General features: G+C 71.3%; 13 protein-coding genes. 9 read left to right on the top strand and 4 right to left on the bottom strand.

Going from position 1 to position 14,783, the window contains the following annotated elements; translation table 11 throughout:
- Nucleotides 1-3 precede the first annotated feature (3 nt).
- The 4 genes from ACVWWH_RS02290 to ACVWWH_RS02275 all read left to right on the top strand — a co-directional run bounded on the left by ACVWWH_RS02290 (nucleotide 4) and on the right by ACVWWH_RS02275 (nucleotide 4,373).
- Entirely contained in the window at nucleotides 4-1,482 is a 1,479-nt protein-coding gene (locus ACVWWH_RS02290; protein ID WP_457315454.1) for a glycosyltransferase family 2 protein, read from the top strand.
- A gap of 409 nt (nucleotides 1,483-1,891) precedes the next feature.
- Nucleotides 1,892-2,731 carry a hypothetical protein gene (locus tag ACVWWH_RS02285; protein WP_457315453.1) on the top strand — a complete coding sequence of 280 codons (840 nt, stop codon included), beginning with the start codon at nucleotides 1,892-1,894 and terminating at the stop codon, nucleotides 2,729-2,731.
- Between the two features lie 72 nt (nucleotides 2,732-2,803).
- The gene (locus tag ACVWWH_RS02280) at nucleotides 2,804-3,367 is read left to right on the top strand and encodes a mycothiol transferase (protein WP_066499375.1); all 564 of its coding nucleotides are present in this window, start codon (nucleotides 2,804-2,806) and stop codon (nucleotides 3,365-3,367) included.
- A 64-nt stretch (nucleotides 3,368-3,431) separates the two neighbouring features.
- Nucleotides 3,432-4,373 (top strand): polysaccharide deacetylase family protein, encoded by a 942-nt coding sequence (locus tag ACVWWH_RS02275; protein WP_457315452.1) that lies wholly within the window; start codon nucleotides 3,432-3,434, stop codon nucleotides 4,371-4,373.
- Between the two features lie 131 nt (nucleotides 4,374-4,504).
- Here the strand turns inward: ACVWWH_RS02275 and glmS are convergent, their stop codons facing one another.
- Entirely contained in the window at nucleotides 4,505-6,394 is a 1,890-nt protein-coding gene (gene glmS / locus ACVWWH_RS02270) for a glutamine--fructose-6-phosphate transaminase (isomerizing) (RefSeq protein ID WP_457315451.1), read from the bottom strand.
- 74 nt (nucleotides 6,395-6,468) lie between these two features.
- On the opposite strand from glmS, the gene coaA reads away from it, so the two are divergent.
- From coaA to mscL, 5 genes are all read left to right on the top strand, one after another.
- The gene (gene coaA / locus ACVWWH_RS02265; RefSeq protein ID WP_066499384.1) at nucleotides 6,469-7,434 is read left to right on the top strand and encodes a type I pantothenate kinase; all 966 of its coding nucleotides are present in this window, start codon (nucleotides 6,469-6,471) and stop codon (nucleotides 7,432-7,434) included.
- Between the two features lie 94 nt (nucleotides 7,435-7,528).
- Complete coding sequence (locus ACVWWH_RS02260; RefSeq protein ID WP_457315450.1) at nucleotides 7,529-9,862, top strand: transglycosylase domain-containing protein; 2,334 nt, start codon at nucleotides 7,529-7,531, stop codon at nucleotides 9,860-9,862.
- 77 nt (nucleotides 9,863-9,939) lie between these two features.
- The gene (locus ACVWWH_RS02255) at nucleotides 9,940-10,392 is read left to right on the top strand and encodes an alcohol dehydrogenase catalytic domain-containing protein (RefSeq protein ID WP_457315449.1); all 453 of its coding nucleotides are present in this window, start codon (nucleotides 9,940-9,942) and stop codon (nucleotides 10,390-10,392) included.
- A gap of 12 nt (nucleotides 10,393-10,404) precedes the next feature.
- A complete protein-coding gene (locus tag ACVWWH_RS02250) occupies nucleotides 10,405-11,073 on the top strand; it encodes a zinc-binding dehydrogenase (protein WP_457315448.1) in 669 nt (222 codons plus the stop codon).
- Between the two features lie 20 nt (nucleotides 11,074-11,093).
- Entirely contained in the window at nucleotides 11,094-11,489 is a 396-nt protein-coding gene (mscL, locus tag ACVWWH_RS02245; protein ID WP_066499392.1) for a large conductance mechanosensitive channel protein MscL, read from the top strand.
- 82 nt (nucleotides 11,490-11,571) lie between these two features.
- Here the strand turns inward: mscL and ACVWWH_RS02240 are convergent, their stop codons facing one another.
- The 3 genes from ACVWWH_RS02240 to glmM all read right to left on the bottom strand — a co-directional run bounded on the left by ACVWWH_RS02240 (nucleotide 11,572) and on the right by glmM (nucleotide 14,710).
- Nucleotides 11,572-12,648, bottom strand: coding sequence for a methyltransferase (locus ACVWWH_RS02240; RefSeq protein ID WP_457315447.1), 1,077 nt, complete (start codon nucleotides 12,646-12,648; stop codon nucleotides 11,572-11,574).
- A 119-nt stretch (nucleotides 12,649-12,767) separates the two neighbouring features.
- Entirely contained in the window at nucleotides 12,768-13,310 is a 543-nt protein-coding gene (locus tag ACVWWH_RS02235; RefSeq protein ID WP_457315446.1) for a DinB family protein, read from the bottom strand.
- A gap of 50 nt (nucleotides 13,311-13,360) precedes the next feature.
- A complete protein-coding gene (gene glmM, locus ACVWWH_RS02230; RefSeq protein ID WP_457315445.1) occupies nucleotides 13,361-14,710 on the bottom strand; it encodes a phosphoglucosamine mutase in 1,350 nt (449 codons plus the stop codon).
- Between the last annotated feature and the right edge of the window lie 73 nt (nucleotides 14,711-14,783).

Here is a 14,783-nt window from a genome sequence, read left to right as displayed (position 1 = left end):
AGCATGGGGAGATGGTTCCAGAGGCTCGTCGGCCTCCTGATCGTCGCGGCCGTGACCGGCGCCGCGCTGCTGCTGTGGTGGGGGGTGGCCGCGAGCCAGCCACCGCCGCTCAGGCGGCCCGCCCAGGTCTCGATCGGCGGGGTATGGAACGTCTTCTACGACGCCCACGCGCCGCAGTGGCGCGTCGTCGCCATGGCCGCGGCCGCGGCGATCCTGCTCGGCGCGGGCGTCGCGCTCCTGGACCGAGCCATTGCCACCCGCTCGCGCCGGGCCTCCGCGCACGTGCGCGCGAAGCCGCTCGCGCCCAGGACCATCATGGCCGCCACCCGCGGCGTGTTCGCCGGGCCCGTGACCGTCACCGTGCTCATCCCGGCGCACAACGAGGAGACATCGCTGCCCGCGACCCTCGCCTCGCTCGACGCGCAGGCCCACCGGCCGGACCAGGTGATCGTGGTCGCCGACAACTGCACCGACCGCACCGCGGAGATCGCGCGGGACGCCGGCGCCGAGGTCTTCGCGACCCGGGGCAACACGGACAAGAAGGCCGGGGCGCTCAACCAGGCGCTGCGCACCCTGCTCCCCGGCCTCGGCGACAACGACGCGGTGATGGTGATGGACGCCGACACCAAGCTCGGCAGCGAGTTCCTCGCCGAGGCCGTGCGGCGGTTCACCGACGACCGCGCCCTCGTGGCCGTGGGCGGGCTCTTCTACGGTGAGGAGCGGCACGGGCTGATCGGCCAGTTCCAGCGCAACGAGTACATCCGCTACTCGCGCGAGATCCGCCGGCGGCGAGGGCGCGTGTTCGTCCTGACCGGCACCGCGTCCGTGTTCCGGCCCGTGGCGCTGCGCGCCGTCGCGGACGCCCGCAACACCCAGCTCCCGGGGCGGCTCGGCGACGTGTACGACACCGCCGCGCTCACGGAGGACAACGAACTCACGATTGCGCTCAAGTCCCTCGGGGCGCTCATGGTCTCCCCGCCCGAGTGCGCCGTGGAGACCGAGCTCATGCCCACGTGGCGGATGCTCTGGGCGCAGCGGCTGCGCTGGCAGCGCGGGGCGCTCGAGAACCTCGGCGCCTACGGGGTCACCCCCCAGACCGCGCGGTACTGGTTCCAGCAGCTCGGGATCGGGTACAGCGTGATCGCCCTCGGGACCTACCTGGCCCTCATTGCCCTGATGGCCCTGTCCATGGACACCTGGATCTGGTTCCCGTTCTGGCTCGGGCTCGGGTTCTGGTTCACGCTCGAGCGGCTCGTCACCGCGTGGGGCGGAGGCTGGCGCGCCCGCCTCCTCGCGGCCTGTCTGTTCCCCGAGCTCTTCTTCGACATGTTCCTCAACGTCGTGTACCTCAAGGGCATCGCGGACATCACCGCCGGGCGCAAGGCCGCGTGGAAGCACCTGGTGCGCGATGCCGGGGCCGAGGCTGTCCCTTCCGTGCCCGGCCGCCCCGCCGGCCCCGGTGCCGATGAGGCCGCGCGGTGAGCCCTCTCCGCGTGCCGCTGGGGATCCTCTTCGACGAGTCGGCCTTGCAGAGCCTGCGCGACACACGGTCCCCACAGCCCAGACCACCACGACGATGAGCAGAATCGTACGCTCCGGGGCTCCCGGCGCCGCGCGGCTGTGGTCTTCCCTTCAAGGCTGAGCACCCAACGGCGAACGCCCCGGGCATGGTGCATGCTCCTCGGCGATGCGCTGCGGCCGTGCGATTTTGCCCAAAGTCATACCCGGTCCACGGCGCGTCCCGTGCGACACACTGTCCCCACAGCCCGCACCACCACGACGGTGAGCAGAATGGCGTGCTCCGGCGCTCCACAGGACGACTATTGGGCGTGTCATCCACATAGGGCCCATGCGCCCGCCCAGCCGGCAGCCTTGAAGCTGGAGTGGGCAGATGGACCCCATCGACTACCTCAGATCGCTCGGCGGAGTCGCCCGTACGGGGACGTTCCTCCGAGCTGGTTTCAGCCGGCGCGACATCGGCCGGCTCGAAGGACGCGCGCTCAGACCCCGCAAGGGGCTGTGGGCATTGCCCGATGCCAATTCCGACTTCTTGTTCGCCCTGATGCGCGACGGCCGGATCACCTGCGGATCAGCTGCAAGCTACTACGGCCTATGGATCCGTTCGGCTCCGGGTCGTCCGCACCTGGCAACCCGACATGCACGTGCCCGCGGTTGCGTGACCCACCGAAAGCTCCTCTTCCCTGCGCACCGCGACCTCCCGCTCGCTTCGCTCGAGGACGCGCTGATCCATGCTCTGGGATGCTTGGACGCGCCGCAGGCCGTCAGCATGGTGGAGTCTGCCGCCAGAGCTGGCCGCATAACCCGCGACACACTCGGGGCGGCGCTCGAAGGGCGGGCCGACGGCCGTGCGCGGGAGGTCCTTGCCCAGGTTGTCTTCGACCCGAGACGCCAGGCGCAGTCCCAGCCTGAGGTGGAAGCCAGACTCCTCTTCCTCGCACAGGGGTGGGAAGTCGAAACCCAGGCCACGCTGCCCGGCGTCGGCAATGTGGACTTCCGGATCGAGCGTGCCGTGCCCGTGGAAATCGACGGCTTCAAGTATCACGGCGACAGGAAGGCGTTCGCGGCGGACCGCTACCGGATGAACGCTGCCCTGCTCCTCGGTCAGCCAACGCTGCGCTACCTGCCCGAGCAGATCTGGTATGACGACCAACGCGTGGTCGACGAGATCACCCGCGCCCTTGAGCTCTGGCCCAGGCTTGACCCACGGTAGGCCGCGGAGCGGAGCTGCGCACGCGCACCAGCCCCTCCCGGGACTCTGCGCCCGGGGCATAGGGTGGCCCGCATGAGTGCAGACCAGAACTGGGCCGCGGACATCCTGCTCGACGGCTTCGGGCGGGTCGAGGAGTCGGTGGAGCATGCGCTCCTGGGCCTCTCCCCCGAACAGCTCCTGCAGCGCCCCGGCCCCCACGCCAACCACATCGCCTGGCTCGTGTGGCACCTCACCCGCGTCGAGGACGACCACATCGCCGCCCTCGCCCACGTCCTCGGGGGCCACGAGCCGCCCAAGGCCCGCGCCCGCGAGGTCCCGCCGGGACAGCTGTGGCCCCAGTGGCGTGACCGGTTCGCCCTGCCCTATGGCGAGTGGGCGACCGGCTATGGGCAGTCGAGCGACGAGGTCGGGAACTTCCCGGCGGTGGACTCCGAGGTGCTCCGCGGGTACCACGACGCCGTCCATGCCCGGGTCACCGAGGTCATCAGGGGCCTGCAGCCCGAGGACCTCGGCCGCGTCGTCGACGAGCGCTGGTCCCCGCCGGTCACCGCCGCCGTGCGCCTCGTGAGCCTGCTCAACGACGCGACCCAGCACGTGGGCCAGGCCGCCTACGTCCGCGGCATCGTCCTCGGCTGACCCGACCAAAGTCCCTCGCGCGCCCACTGCCGCGGGCGTACCGTCGTGACCGAGGGGGTTGCACATGGCGGCACTCGGCAGGCGACGGCTCACCGTCATCATCGTGGCCGCGGTGGTGCTTGTCCTCGCGGCGACCGCGGTCGCGATCGTCCTGACCCGCTCGACCTCGCAGCCGACGCCGGCCGCGCCCACCGTGTCGGCCTCCCCCACGGCACCCGGCTCCGGGACCGCGTCCGCCGCCCCCACGGGCTCCGCAGCCCCGAGCCCCACGTCCGGGCGCCCGACGACGCCCGGCGCCCCCTCGACGTCGCCCGCGCCCACCAAGAAGCCCACCGCCACCGCCGGGCCGCCCCTGCCCCCGATGGCGCTGCCGCCGAACCTGCGCGGGCAGGACCTCGAGCGGATCCCCACCCAGGAGAAGGTGGTGGCCCTGACGTTCGACGCGGGGGGCAACGACGCAGGGCTTGCCTCCATCCTCTCGACCCTCGCGGCGCAGCACGTCCCCGCGACGTTCTTCCTCACGGGGGCGTGGGCCAAGGCGCACCCGGCCGACGTCGCGCAGATCGCCGCGGGCGGGCACCGGGTCGGCAACCACTCGATGACCCATCCGGACATGACCACGCTGACGGATGCGCAGATCGCCGCCGAGCTGTCCGCGGCGCAGGCGGCCATCCGGGCCGACGGCGTGGACCCGCGTCCGTTCTTCCGCTTCCCCTCCGGCGCCCGCGACGCCCGCACCATCGCCGCCGTCAACGCGAGCGGCTACGCGGCGATCCGCTGGACCGTCGACTCCCTCGGCTGGCAGGGCACCGTGGGCGGCGTCCGCGGGGCGCCCTCGGTGATCCAGCGGGTCATGAACGCGATCCAGCCGGGCGAGATCGTGCTCATGCACGTCGGCTCCAACCCGGACGACGGCTCGACCCTCGACGCCGCTGCCCTCCCCGGCATCATCGACCAGATGCACACCGAGGGCTACACCTTCGTCACGCTCGACGCGCTGATCTGACCAGGGCGCCCTCGGCGGACGACGACGGCCGGTCACCTCCCAGCGGAAGGTGACCGGCCGTCGTCGTACGTCAGACCCTGCGTACCCGAAAGCCCGAAAGGGCGACGAGATGCGTACCCGAAACGGGGTGGCTACTCGACGGTGACGGACTTGGCGAGGTTGCGCGGCTGGTCCACGTCGTAGCCCTTCGCCGAGGCCAGCTCGGCGGCGAAGATCTGCAGCGGGACCGTGGTCAGCAGCGGCATGAGCAGGGTGGGCGTCTCGGGCACATAGAAGACGTGCTCGGCGTAGGCGCGCACGGCCTCGTCGCCCTCCTCCGCGATCACGAGGGTGCGGGCGCCGCGGGCGCGGACCTCCTGGATGTTGGAGACCACCTTGGCGTGCAGCGAGTCGCGGCCGCGCGGGGACGGGACCACCACGAACACGGGCTGGCCCTCGTCGATCAGCGCGATCGGGCCGTGCTTGAGCTCGCCGGCGGCGAAGCCCTCGGCGTGGATGTACGCGATCTCCTTGAGCTTGAGCGCGCCCTCGAGGGCCACCGGGTAGCCCACGTGGCGGCCGAGGAACAGCACGGACTTCTCGTCCTTCATGCTGCGGGCGAGCTCGCGGAGCGGGCCGGCGCCGTCCAGGACGGTCTGGATCTTCTCGGGGATCTTGTTCAGGTCCGCGAGGACGTCCCGGATCTGGCCGGAGAAGATGTTCCCGCGCAGCTGGGCCAGGTACAGGCCGAGCAGGTAGGCCGCGGTGATCTGGGCCAGGAACGCCTTGGTCGAGGCGACGGCGATCTCGGGGCCGGCGTGCGTGTAGAGGACGGCGTCGGACTCGCGCGGGATCGTGGAGCCGTTCGTGTTGCAGATCGAGACGGTCTTGGCGCCCTGCTCGCGGGCATAGCGCACGGCCATGAGGGTGTCCATGGTCTCGCCGGACTGGCTGATGGACACGACCAGGGTGTTGGCGTCCACGATCGGCTCGCGGTAGCGGAACTCGTGCGCGAGCTCGACCTCGGTGGGGATCCGGCACCACTTCTCGATCGCGTACTTGGCCACGAGGCCGGCGTAGGCCGCGGTGCCGCACGCGAGCACGATGATCTTGTTGACCTTCTTGAGCTCCGCCGGGTCGATCCGCAGCTCGTCGAGGACGAGCTTGCCGGACTCGTCGGAGCGGCCCAGGAGGGTGTCGTGCACCGCGGCGGGCTGGTCGTTGATCTCCTTCTCCATGAAGGAGCTGAAGCCGCCCTTCTCGGCCGAGGCGGCGTCCCAGGAGACCTCGAACTCCTTGCCGGCCGCGGGGGCGCCGAAGAAGTCGGTCACCACGAACGAGTCCGGGGTGATCGTGACGATCTGGTCCTGGCCGAGCTCGACCGCGCGGCGGGTGTAGTCGATGAAGCCGGAGACATCGGACCCGAGGAAGTTCTCCCCGTCGCCGAGGCCGACGACGAGCGGCGAGTTCCGCCGGGCCGCCACCACGACGCCGGGCTGCTCCGCGTGCACGGCCAGCAGGGTGAACGCGCCCTCGAGCCGCTGGCAGGCGAGCTGCATCGCGCGGGTAATGTCGCCGTCGGCCTCGCCGCGGTAGTAGTCGCCGATCAGGGCCGCAGCGACCTCGGTGTCCGTCTCGGAGAGGAACGGAACGCCCTTGGCGGCCAGCTCGGCCTTGAGGGTCGCGTAGTTCTCGATGATGCCGTTGTGGATGACGGCAAGGCGGCCGCCGTCGGCCAGGTGCGGATGGGCGTTGGCGTCCGTGGGCCCGCCGTGGGTGGCCCAGCGCGTGTGCCCGATGCCGGTGACGCTCTCCGGGAGGGGTCGCTCGGCGAGCTCGTGCTCGAGGTTCTTCAGCTTCCCGGCCTTCTTCCGGGACTCGATGGCCCCGTCCGCGACGACGGCCACGCCCGCGGAGTCGTAGCCGCGGTACTCGAGGCGCCGCAGGCCTTCGATCACGACATCAAGGGCACTGTGACTGCTGTTGCCGTCCGCGGCTTCGAGCGCGCGGGCGGTACCGACATAGCCGACGATTCCACACATGCGGACCATCCTACCGGCGCGCTCGGACACCCCGGCAGTTCGCGCGGCGCCGTCCCAGTTGACAGAATGCACGGGTGAGTCTGCAGAGAAGCGAGTCGGCCGGCGATGGCGCGTCCCCGTTCGTCGAGCTCGAGCGCGCCACGTGGGCCCGCCTCGCGGACCGCATGGAGCAGCCCCTCAACCAGGACGACATCGACCGCATCCGCGGGCTCGGCGATCCCCTCGACCTCAGGGAGATCCGGGACGTCTACCTGCCGCTGAGCCGGCTGCTCTCCCTCTATGTGGAGGCCTCCGGCGAGCTGCACACGGCCACGCAGACGTTCCTCGGCGAGTCGACCCAGCGCACACCGTTCGTGATCGGCGTGGCCGGGTCCGTGGCCGTGGGAAAGTCCACCATTGCGCGTGTGCTGCGCGAGATGCTGCAGCGCTGGCCGTCGACGCCGAACGTGCAGCTCGTCACCACCGACGGCTTCCTCTACCCCCTCGCCGAGCTGACCCGCCGCGGGGTCCTCGACCGCAAGGGGTTCCCGGAGTCCTACGACCGGCGGGCGCTCCTCCGCTTTGTCGCCGAGATCAAGTCCGGCGCCGAGGAGGTGCGGGCGCCCTGGTACTCGCACCTGACGTACGACATCGTGCCCGGCCGGGAGGTCGTGGTCCGCCGGCCCGACGTGCTGATCGTGGAGGGGCTCAACGTCTTGGCCCCCGCGCGGCCCCGCGGCGACGGCACCACCGGCCTGGCGCTGAGCGACTTCTTCGACTTCTCCCTCTACGTCGACGCCAAGACGAGCTACATCGAGCACTGGTACGTGGAACGGTTCCTCAAGCTGCGCTCGGGCGCGTTCGCCCAGCCCGAGAGCTACTTCCACCGCTACGCCTCGCTCTCCGACGAGGAGGCCGTCACCACGGCCCGGAGCATCTGGAAGCGCATCAACGAGCCCAACCTCATCCAGAACGTCCTGCCCACCCGGGGACGCGCCCAGCTCGTGCTCACCAAGGACGCCGACCACTCCATCCGGAGGATGCTGCTGCGCAAGGTGTGAGCCGGCACATTATGAGCCGGCACAGTGTGGGCCGGCACGGTGTGAGCCGGGCCCTTTCAGCTTGCATTGAGGAGGGTCGCATAACCTACACCCCATGTCCCCTGGCAGCAACAAGTACTTCGACACGTCCACGACCCTGGGCAGGATCCTCGCGTTCGTCGCCGTGAGCGGGCTGTGCGGGGTACTCGTGGCCGGGCTCATGACCCCCGCCGTCGCCCTCACCGGGAACGCGGCGAGCGGCGCCACACAGACGCTGAGCACCTCGGTGCCCGCGAACCTGACGGAGGTCCAGCCGGGCCAGGCGTCGAAGATCGTCGCGGCGGACGGGTCGGTGATCGCCACGCTCTTCAGCGAGAACCGTACCGACGTGCCGCTGGACCAGATGTCGCCGAACATCAAGAACGCGATCGTCGCCATCGAGGACTACCGCTTCTACCAGCACGGCGGCGTGGACCCGCTGGGCATCCTCCGCGCCCTCGTCACCGACGCCGGCGGCGGCCGCCAGGGCGCCTCGACGCTCACCCAGCAGTACGTCACGAACGCCCTCAACGAGCAGCTCATCGCCCAGGGGCAGAGCGCAGACATCGTGCTCAACGGGCAGAAGAGCGTGAGCGACAAGCTGCGCGAGATGGAGCTCTCGATCGGCCTCGAGCAGAAGTTCTCGAAGGACCAGATCCTGGCCGGCTACCTCAACATCGTCCCGTTCAACGCGAACGCCTACGGGATCCAGGCCGCGAGCCAGTACTTCTTCTCCGAGGACGCCAAGGACCTCACCCTCGCCCAGGGCGCGCTCCTCGCCGGCCTCGTCAACGGCCCCGCATACTTCGACCCCTCCCAGCACCCGGACCGGGCCAAGGACCGCCGCAACCTCGTGCTCGACGCCATGCTCCAGCACGGCTACATCACCAAGAGCCAGCACGACGACGCGGTCAAGTCCCCCATCGAGCTGAAGCTGAACCCGCCCAGGCAGGGCTGCCCCTACTCGACGGCGCCCTACTTCTGCGACTACGTGCTCCACCAGATCCTCAACGACCCCGCGTACGGCAAGGACCCCACGGCCAGGATGCAGAAGGTCATGCTCGGCGGCCTGACCATCAAGACCACCCTGGATCCGCGCCTCCAGGGCCCGGCCCAGGCGCAGGTGGACGCGACCGCGGGGTCCAACCCGGACAAGTGGGGCTCCTCGCTCGTGACGGTCCAGCCGGGGACCGGGGACGTCCTCGCCATGGCCCAGAACAGCCGGATGGTGGACGGCCAGGGAACCGGGTTCGTCACGTCCTACAACTTCAACGTCGACTCGACGGACGCGAACGGCGCCGACCTCGGCGGCGCGGGCGGCTACCAGCCGGGTTCCACGATGAAGCCGGTGACCCTCGCGGCGTGGCTGAACGAGGGCAAGCCCACCAACCAGGTCGTGGACGCCACCCGGCGCCGCTACGGGCCGGACTTCCCCTGGAAGTCCACGTGCGGGCCGGTCCACGGCGTCTTCGACAGCACGGTCCCGGGCTCCATCGACCTGCAGAACGACTCCGAGGGCTACTACCGCCCCATGACGGTGCGCGCCGGCATCTACAACTCGATCAACACCGCCACGTTCGCCTCGGCCGCGGACCTGAATGACTTCTGCGACATCCAGCGGGCGGCGGACGCGATGGGGATGCACGACGGCGCGGGGTCGGGGAAGAAGCTCGACCTGTCCACGCTCGGCAACCTCCTCGGCGGGACCAACGTGGCCCCGATGACCATGGCGAGCGCCTTCGCGACCTTCGCGAGCGGCGGGACGTACTGCGCGCCCGTGTCCATCACCGAGGTGGACGACGTCAAGGGCCAGAAGATCGGCGGCCAGACCAGCCAGTGCCAGCAGGGCGCCCTGAGCAAGGACGTGGCGGCCGCGGCCACGAACGTCCTCCAGGACGTGGCGACCAAGGGCTCCGGCCTGCTCATCCCCCAGAAGCTGGATGTCCCGGACGCCATGAAGACCGGCACGAACAACGAGAACAGCCAGACGTGGGTGGTGGGCTACACGCGGGGGCTCGCGACGGCGTCGTACTTCGGCGAGGCCCTCGACGGGCCGGCCGCCCGGACCGGCCGCGACGTGACCGTGAACGGGAAGTTCTACCCGGTGGTCGACGGCGCGTACATCGCGGGCCCGCAGTGGGCCACCTACATGCAGCAGGTGGCCGGGTACTACGACCACGGCGACTTCGACACCCCGCCGCAGAGCCTCATCACCGGCGACGGCGGGAGCAGCACCGGCAACGACAACGGCACCGGAGCGACCGACGGCGCCACCGGCGGCATCGGGACGGGGAACCAGGGCGACACTGGGAACGGGACCCAGACCGGGGCCGGCACCCAGACTGGCACCGGCACACCGACCGGCACCGGCACCCCGACGGGCCACGGCCACGGGAACGGCAACGGCTGACCTGCCAATGTTTGGCCCGGCCCGCGCCGGGGAGGGTGCCCTGAGGACAACCGCACCGACAGGCAGGAGGAGTCCTCATGAAGGCAGTGGTCTTCAAGGCACCGCGGGAACTGGCCGTGGAGCAGGTCGATGATCCGAGGATCGAGGAGCCGCTCGATGCGGTGATCCGGATCACCACCGCGAACATCTGCGGCTCGGACCTGCACCCCTACGAGGGTCGCGCCGAGCTCGACTCCGGGATGGTCCTCGGCCACGAGAACATGGGCATCGTCGAGGAGGTGGGGCCCGGGGTCAACCGGATCAAGGTCGGCGACCGGGTGTCCGTGCCGTTCAACCTCGCCTGCGGCACGTGCCGCAACTGCAACGACGGCTGGACCTCGGCGTGCCTGCGGGCCAACCCCTCGGGGGACCCGGGCGCCGGCTACGGCTACCCGAAGATGGGGCCCTACTGGGGCGGCCAGGCGGAGCTGCTGAGGGTCCCGTGGGCGGACTTCAACCTGCTCCGTCTCCCGGCTGGCAACGAGCACTAGAACGACTACGCGATGCTCTCGGACATCTTCCCCACCGGGTACCACGGGGCCACGATGGCCCAGGTCTCCCCCGGGAAGACCGTCGCGGTGTTCGGCGCCGGGCCCGTGGGCCTCATGGCGGCGTACAGCTCGCTGCTCAAGGGCGCCGCGCGGGTGTTCGTGGTGGACAAGGAGCCGGACCGGCTCGACCTCGCCGCGCGCATCGGCGCCACGCCGGTGGACTTCTCCGAGACGGACCCGGGCCTCGCGATCATGGACGCCACCGACGGCTTCGGGGTGGACTGCGGCGTGGAGGCCGTGGGCTACCAGGCCCACGATCCCAGCGGCGAGGAGCACCCCGAGATGGTGCTGGACAACCTCATCGAAGTGGTGCGCGCCACCGGCCACATCGGCGTGGTGGGCGTCTATGTCCCCGAGGACCCGGGCGCCGCCTACGGCCTCGCGAAGCAGGGCCGGCTCCCCTTCGAGTACGGCCAGGCCTTCACCAAGGGCATCAGCCTGGCGGGCGGCCAGTGCCCGGTGAAGCGGTACAACCGCGAGCTCCGCGACCTCATCACCGCCGACCGCGCGGCGCCGTCCTGGATCGTCTCCCACGAGGTGCCCCTGGACGACGCCGTGGACGCCTACGCCAAGTTCGACGCGCGCGAGGACGGCTACACCAAGGTGCTGCTCCACCCGTAGGGCCGTCTAGGCTGGTCTTCATGCTCAGTGGATTCAAGTCCTTCATCATGAAGGGCAACGTCATTGACCTTGCCGTCGCCGTGATCATGGGCGCCGCGTTCAGTTCGGTGGTGGACGCCCTCGTCAAGAGCGTCCTCATGCCCGCCATCTCGGTGCTCGTGGGCCAGCCGAACTTCGACAATTTCCTCGTGGTCGGCCCGGTGAAGTTCGGGGTCCTGCTCACCGCGATCGTGAACTTCCTGCTCATCGCCGCGTCGATCTACTTCGTGATCATCGTCCCCATGAACAAGATGATCGAGCACCGCAACCGCAAGCTCGGCATCAAGGAGAAGTCGGCAGAGACCCCCGTCGACCCGCAGATCGCGCTGCTGACCGAGATCCGCGATGCGCTGAAGGCCCCCGACCGCGAGCTCTAACCTGTCCCGCGCACGGCACCTGTCCCGCGCACGACGCCGGCCCCTCGCCTCCCGAAGGCGGGGGGCCGGCGTCGTGCTCGCCTCAGGGGACCAGGAGCTCGACGATCCCGTAGGCGCCGGTGTCGAGGACGCGGCCGGGCCGGAAGCCCGCGGCCTGACCGAGGGCGAGGTGCTCGGCGGCCGAGCGCTGGCGGCCCTCGGTCTGGGCGAGCATCATGACGTCCGAGATCGAGACTGGGAACTCGGCGGTGTTGCGTTCCTGGAGCCACTCGAGGACCAGCACCCGGGCGCCCGGGGCGGCCGCGGCCCGGACGGTGCGCAGGATCTGGCGGCACTGGTCGTCGTCCCAGTCGTGGAGCACGTCCTTGAGCAGGTACACGTCCGCAGCTGCCTCGAAGCCGGCGAAGATGTCCCCCTCGACCGCGCGGACCCGGCTGCCCACGCCCCGGCCCGCGAGGTACTCCCCGGAGGCCGCGAGGGGGCCCGCCTGGTCCACCAGCATGCCCCTGAGCGCCGGGCGGGCGGAGAGGACGGAGGCGAGCATGGCGCCCACGCCCCCGCCCACATCGCACACCGTGCCCCGCTCGGGCCAGGGGTACGCGGCCACGATGAGCGGCGCCGCCAGGAGGGTGAGCTCGTGCATGGTGCGGGCGAAGCCGGCCTCCTCGTCCGGGTGCTCGGCGAGGTGGTCCCAGAGGCTCCTGCCCGTGGCGGCGTTGAAGGCCGGCCGCCCGTCCGCGAGGCTCTCGGGCAGGCGCAGCCAGCCGGCCAGCACGGCGTCCGAGGTGGCGTACCGGACCCAGCCGGCCATCGAGCGCGGATGGCCCTCGAGCAGGAGCCGGCCGGTGGCGGTGAGGCCGAAGGCGCCGCGGCGGTCCAGGGTCAGGAGCCCGTAGACTGCGAGGCCGCGGAGGACCCGGTGCGCGGTGTCCGCGTCGAGGCCGAGCTCCTGGGCCACCTGGTCGGCGGTGCGGCGCCCCGCGGCGAGGGGCTCGACGAGCCGGGTGCGGACGGCCGCCCGCATGAGCGCAATGGCCGCGACCCCGCCGGAGACCTCGAGGAAGCGCGCCTGCGGCGGCTGGAGGGCTGCGCCCGCCCGGGTGAGGGCTCGGCTGAGGCGCTGGACGGCCCGGACGGCGGCAGGCGGGGGCGTGCGCATGAGGCGAGCGTACCGTTCTGCTCACGTTGGCGGCCGGGCCCGGCGTGTCGGGACGGGACACGCCGCTCCGCGGGCCCCGGACAGCTGCACAGTGAGCAGGACGGTACGCCGCCGGCCGCCTACTCCCCCACGGACCCGTCGATCGACTCGCGCAGGAGGTCCGCGTGGCCGTTGTGCCGCGCGTACTCCTCCACCATGTGGGTGAGGATCCACCGCAGCGAGAACTGGGTGCGCCCGTTCGGCCGGGCGTGGAGGCGGCCGAGGGCGTCGGGGCCCTCGGCGAGGAGCCGGTCCGCCACCGCGCGGGAGCGGGCAACGCTCGCGGCCCAGAGTGCCCGGAGCGCGTCGCCGGGATCCTGGGCGGCGCTGTGCCAGTCCCAGTCCCGGTCCGCGGTCCAGTCCACGCTGGCCCACGGCTCCGGCTCGGGCGCTCCGCGCGCGACCTCGGTGAACCAGTGGTCCTCCACGAGGGCCAGGTGCTTGAGCAGGCCGCCCAGGGACATGGTGGAGGGCGGGAGCGTGGTCCGCAGCTGATCCTCGGTCAGGCCCCGGGTCTTCCACTCGAGCGTGGCGCGGTGGAAGTCCAGGAAGCCGAGGAGCGTGTCCGCTTCGGTGGCATCGAGCGGCGGCTCGGGCCGGCCGTGGTCGTCGAGGTCAGTCACGCGAGCGAGCGTACCGGGTGCCGCACCGCTCCGCTCCCCGGCGCGGCCGGCTACGCGAGGGCGAGCTGGTTCTGGACCACCTCGGCCAGGCGCCCGGCGACGGCCTGGGCGGTCTCCTCGTCCGCGGCCTCGACCATGACCCGGACCACGGGCTCGGTGCCCGAGGGGCGCAGGAGCACGCGGCCGGTCTCCCCGAGCTCGGCCTCGGCATCGGCCACGGCGGCGGCCACGCCCGGGTCCGCGGAGACGCGGGCCTTGTCCACGCCCTTGACGTTGATGAGGACCTGCGGGAGCCGGGTCATCACGGCCGCGAGCTCCTTGAGCGTCTTGCCCGTGCGGGCCACCTGGGCCGCGATCTGCAGGCCCGTGAGCACGCCGTCGCCGGTGGTGGCGAAGTCGGAGAAGATCACGTGCCCGGACTGCTCGCCGCCGAGGGAGTACCCGCCGGCGCGCATCTCCTCGAGCACGTAGCGGTCCCCCACCGCGGTCTCGCGGATGGTGATGCCCGCATCGCGCAGGGCGATCTTGAGGCCGAGGTTGCTCATGACGGTGGCCACGAGCACGTCGTCCCGCAGCTTGCCGGCGTCCTTGAGGGCGAGGCCGAGGATCGCCATGATCTGGTCGCCGTCCACCACGGTGCCCTCGTGGTCCACGGCGAGGCAGCGGTCGGCGTCGCCGTCGTGCGCCACGCCCAGATCGGCCCCGTGCTCCACGACCGCGGCCTGGAGCTTCTCGAGGTGGGTGGAGCCCACGCCGTCGTTGATGTTGAGCCCGTCAGGGTCGGCGCCGATCACCACGACCTCGGCGCCGGCGTCCTTGAAGACCTGCGGCGAGCAGCCGGACGCGGCACCGTTGGCGCAGTCGAGCACCACGGTGAGCCCGTCGAGGCGGTGCGGGAGGGTGGTGAGCAGGTGGACGATGTAGCGGTCCTCCGCGTCGGAGAAGCGCTGGATGCGGCCCACGCCGGCGCCGGTGGGACGGTGCGGCTCATCGGCGAGGAGGGCCTCGATCTGGTCCTCGACCTCGTCGGGGAGCTTCTGGCCGCCGCGGGCAAAGAACTTGATGCCGTTGTCCGGGGCCGGGTTGTGGCTCGCGGAGATCATCACCCCGAAGTCGGCACCGAGGTCCGCCACGAGGTAGGCGGCCGCGGGGGTCGGGAGCACGCCGGCGTCGTACACGTCCACGCCCGCACTCGCGAGGCCGGCCTCGACGGCCGCCCCGAGGAACTCGCCGGAGGCTCGGGGATCACGCGCGACGACGGCGCGCGGCCGGGTGCCGTCCGCCACCTGCCGGTGGCCGAGGACGACGGCGGCCGCCTGGGAGAGCTTGAGGGCGAGCTGGGCGTCGAGGAGGCCGTTGGCCAGCCCGCGCACGCCGTCAGTACCGAAGAGCCTAGTCACTCGCCCTAGTTTACTGGGCGCGGGCCACCCCGGCCGCAGCCGGGCAGCCGAAGGGCCCTTCCTGGCCGTCACC

It is taken from the genome of Sinomonas sp. RB5 (assembly GCF_054063535.1).
Note: the sequence above shows the minus strand (reverse complement) of the source record. Positions and strands in the feature narration are given on the sequence as shown.

Excerpts from the sequence above, each read along its gene's own strand:
- ACVWWH_RS02280 (WP_066499375.1), top strand. The coding sequence starts at position 2,804 with ATGAGTGCAGACCAGAACTGGGCCGCGGACATCCTGCTCGACGGCTTC.
- mscL (WP_066499392.1), top strand. The coding sequence starts at position 11,094 with ATGCTCAGTGGATTCAAGTCCTTCATCATGAAGGGCAACGTCATTGAC.
- ACVWWH_RS02260 (WP_457315450.1), top strand. The coding sequence starts at position 7,529 with ATGTCCCCTGGCAGCAACAAGTACTTCGACACGTCCACGACCCTGGGC.
- ACVWWH_RS02285 (WP_457315453.1), top strand. The coding sequence starts at position 1,892 with ATGGACCCCATCGACTACCTCAGATCGCTCGGCGGAGTCGCCCGTACG.
- ACVWWH_RS02255 (WP_457315449.1), top strand. The coding sequence starts at position 9,940 with ATGAAGGCAGTGGTCTTCAAGGCACCGCGGGAACTGGCCGTGGAGCAG.
- ACVWWH_RS02290 (WP_457315454.1), top strand. The coding sequence starts at position 4 with ATGGGGAGATGGTTCCAGAGGCTCGTCGGCCTCCTGATCGTCGCGGCC.
- glmS (WP_457315451.1), bottom strand. The coding sequence starts at position 6,394 with ATGTGTGGAATCGTCGGCTATGTCGGTACCGCCCGCGCGCTCGAAGCC.
- ACVWWH_RS02275 (WP_457315452.1), top strand. The coding sequence starts at position 3,432 with ATGGCGGCACTCGGCAGGCGACGGCTCACCGTCATCATCGTGGCCGCG.
- ACVWWH_RS02240 (WP_457315447.1), bottom strand. The coding sequence starts at position 12,648 with ATGCGCACGCCCCCGCCTGCCGCCGTCCGGGCCGTCCAGCGCCTCAGC.
- ACVWWH_RS02250 (WP_457315448.1), top strand. The coding sequence starts at position 10,405 with ATGCTCTCGGACATCTTCCCCACCGGGTACCACGGGGCCACGATGGCC.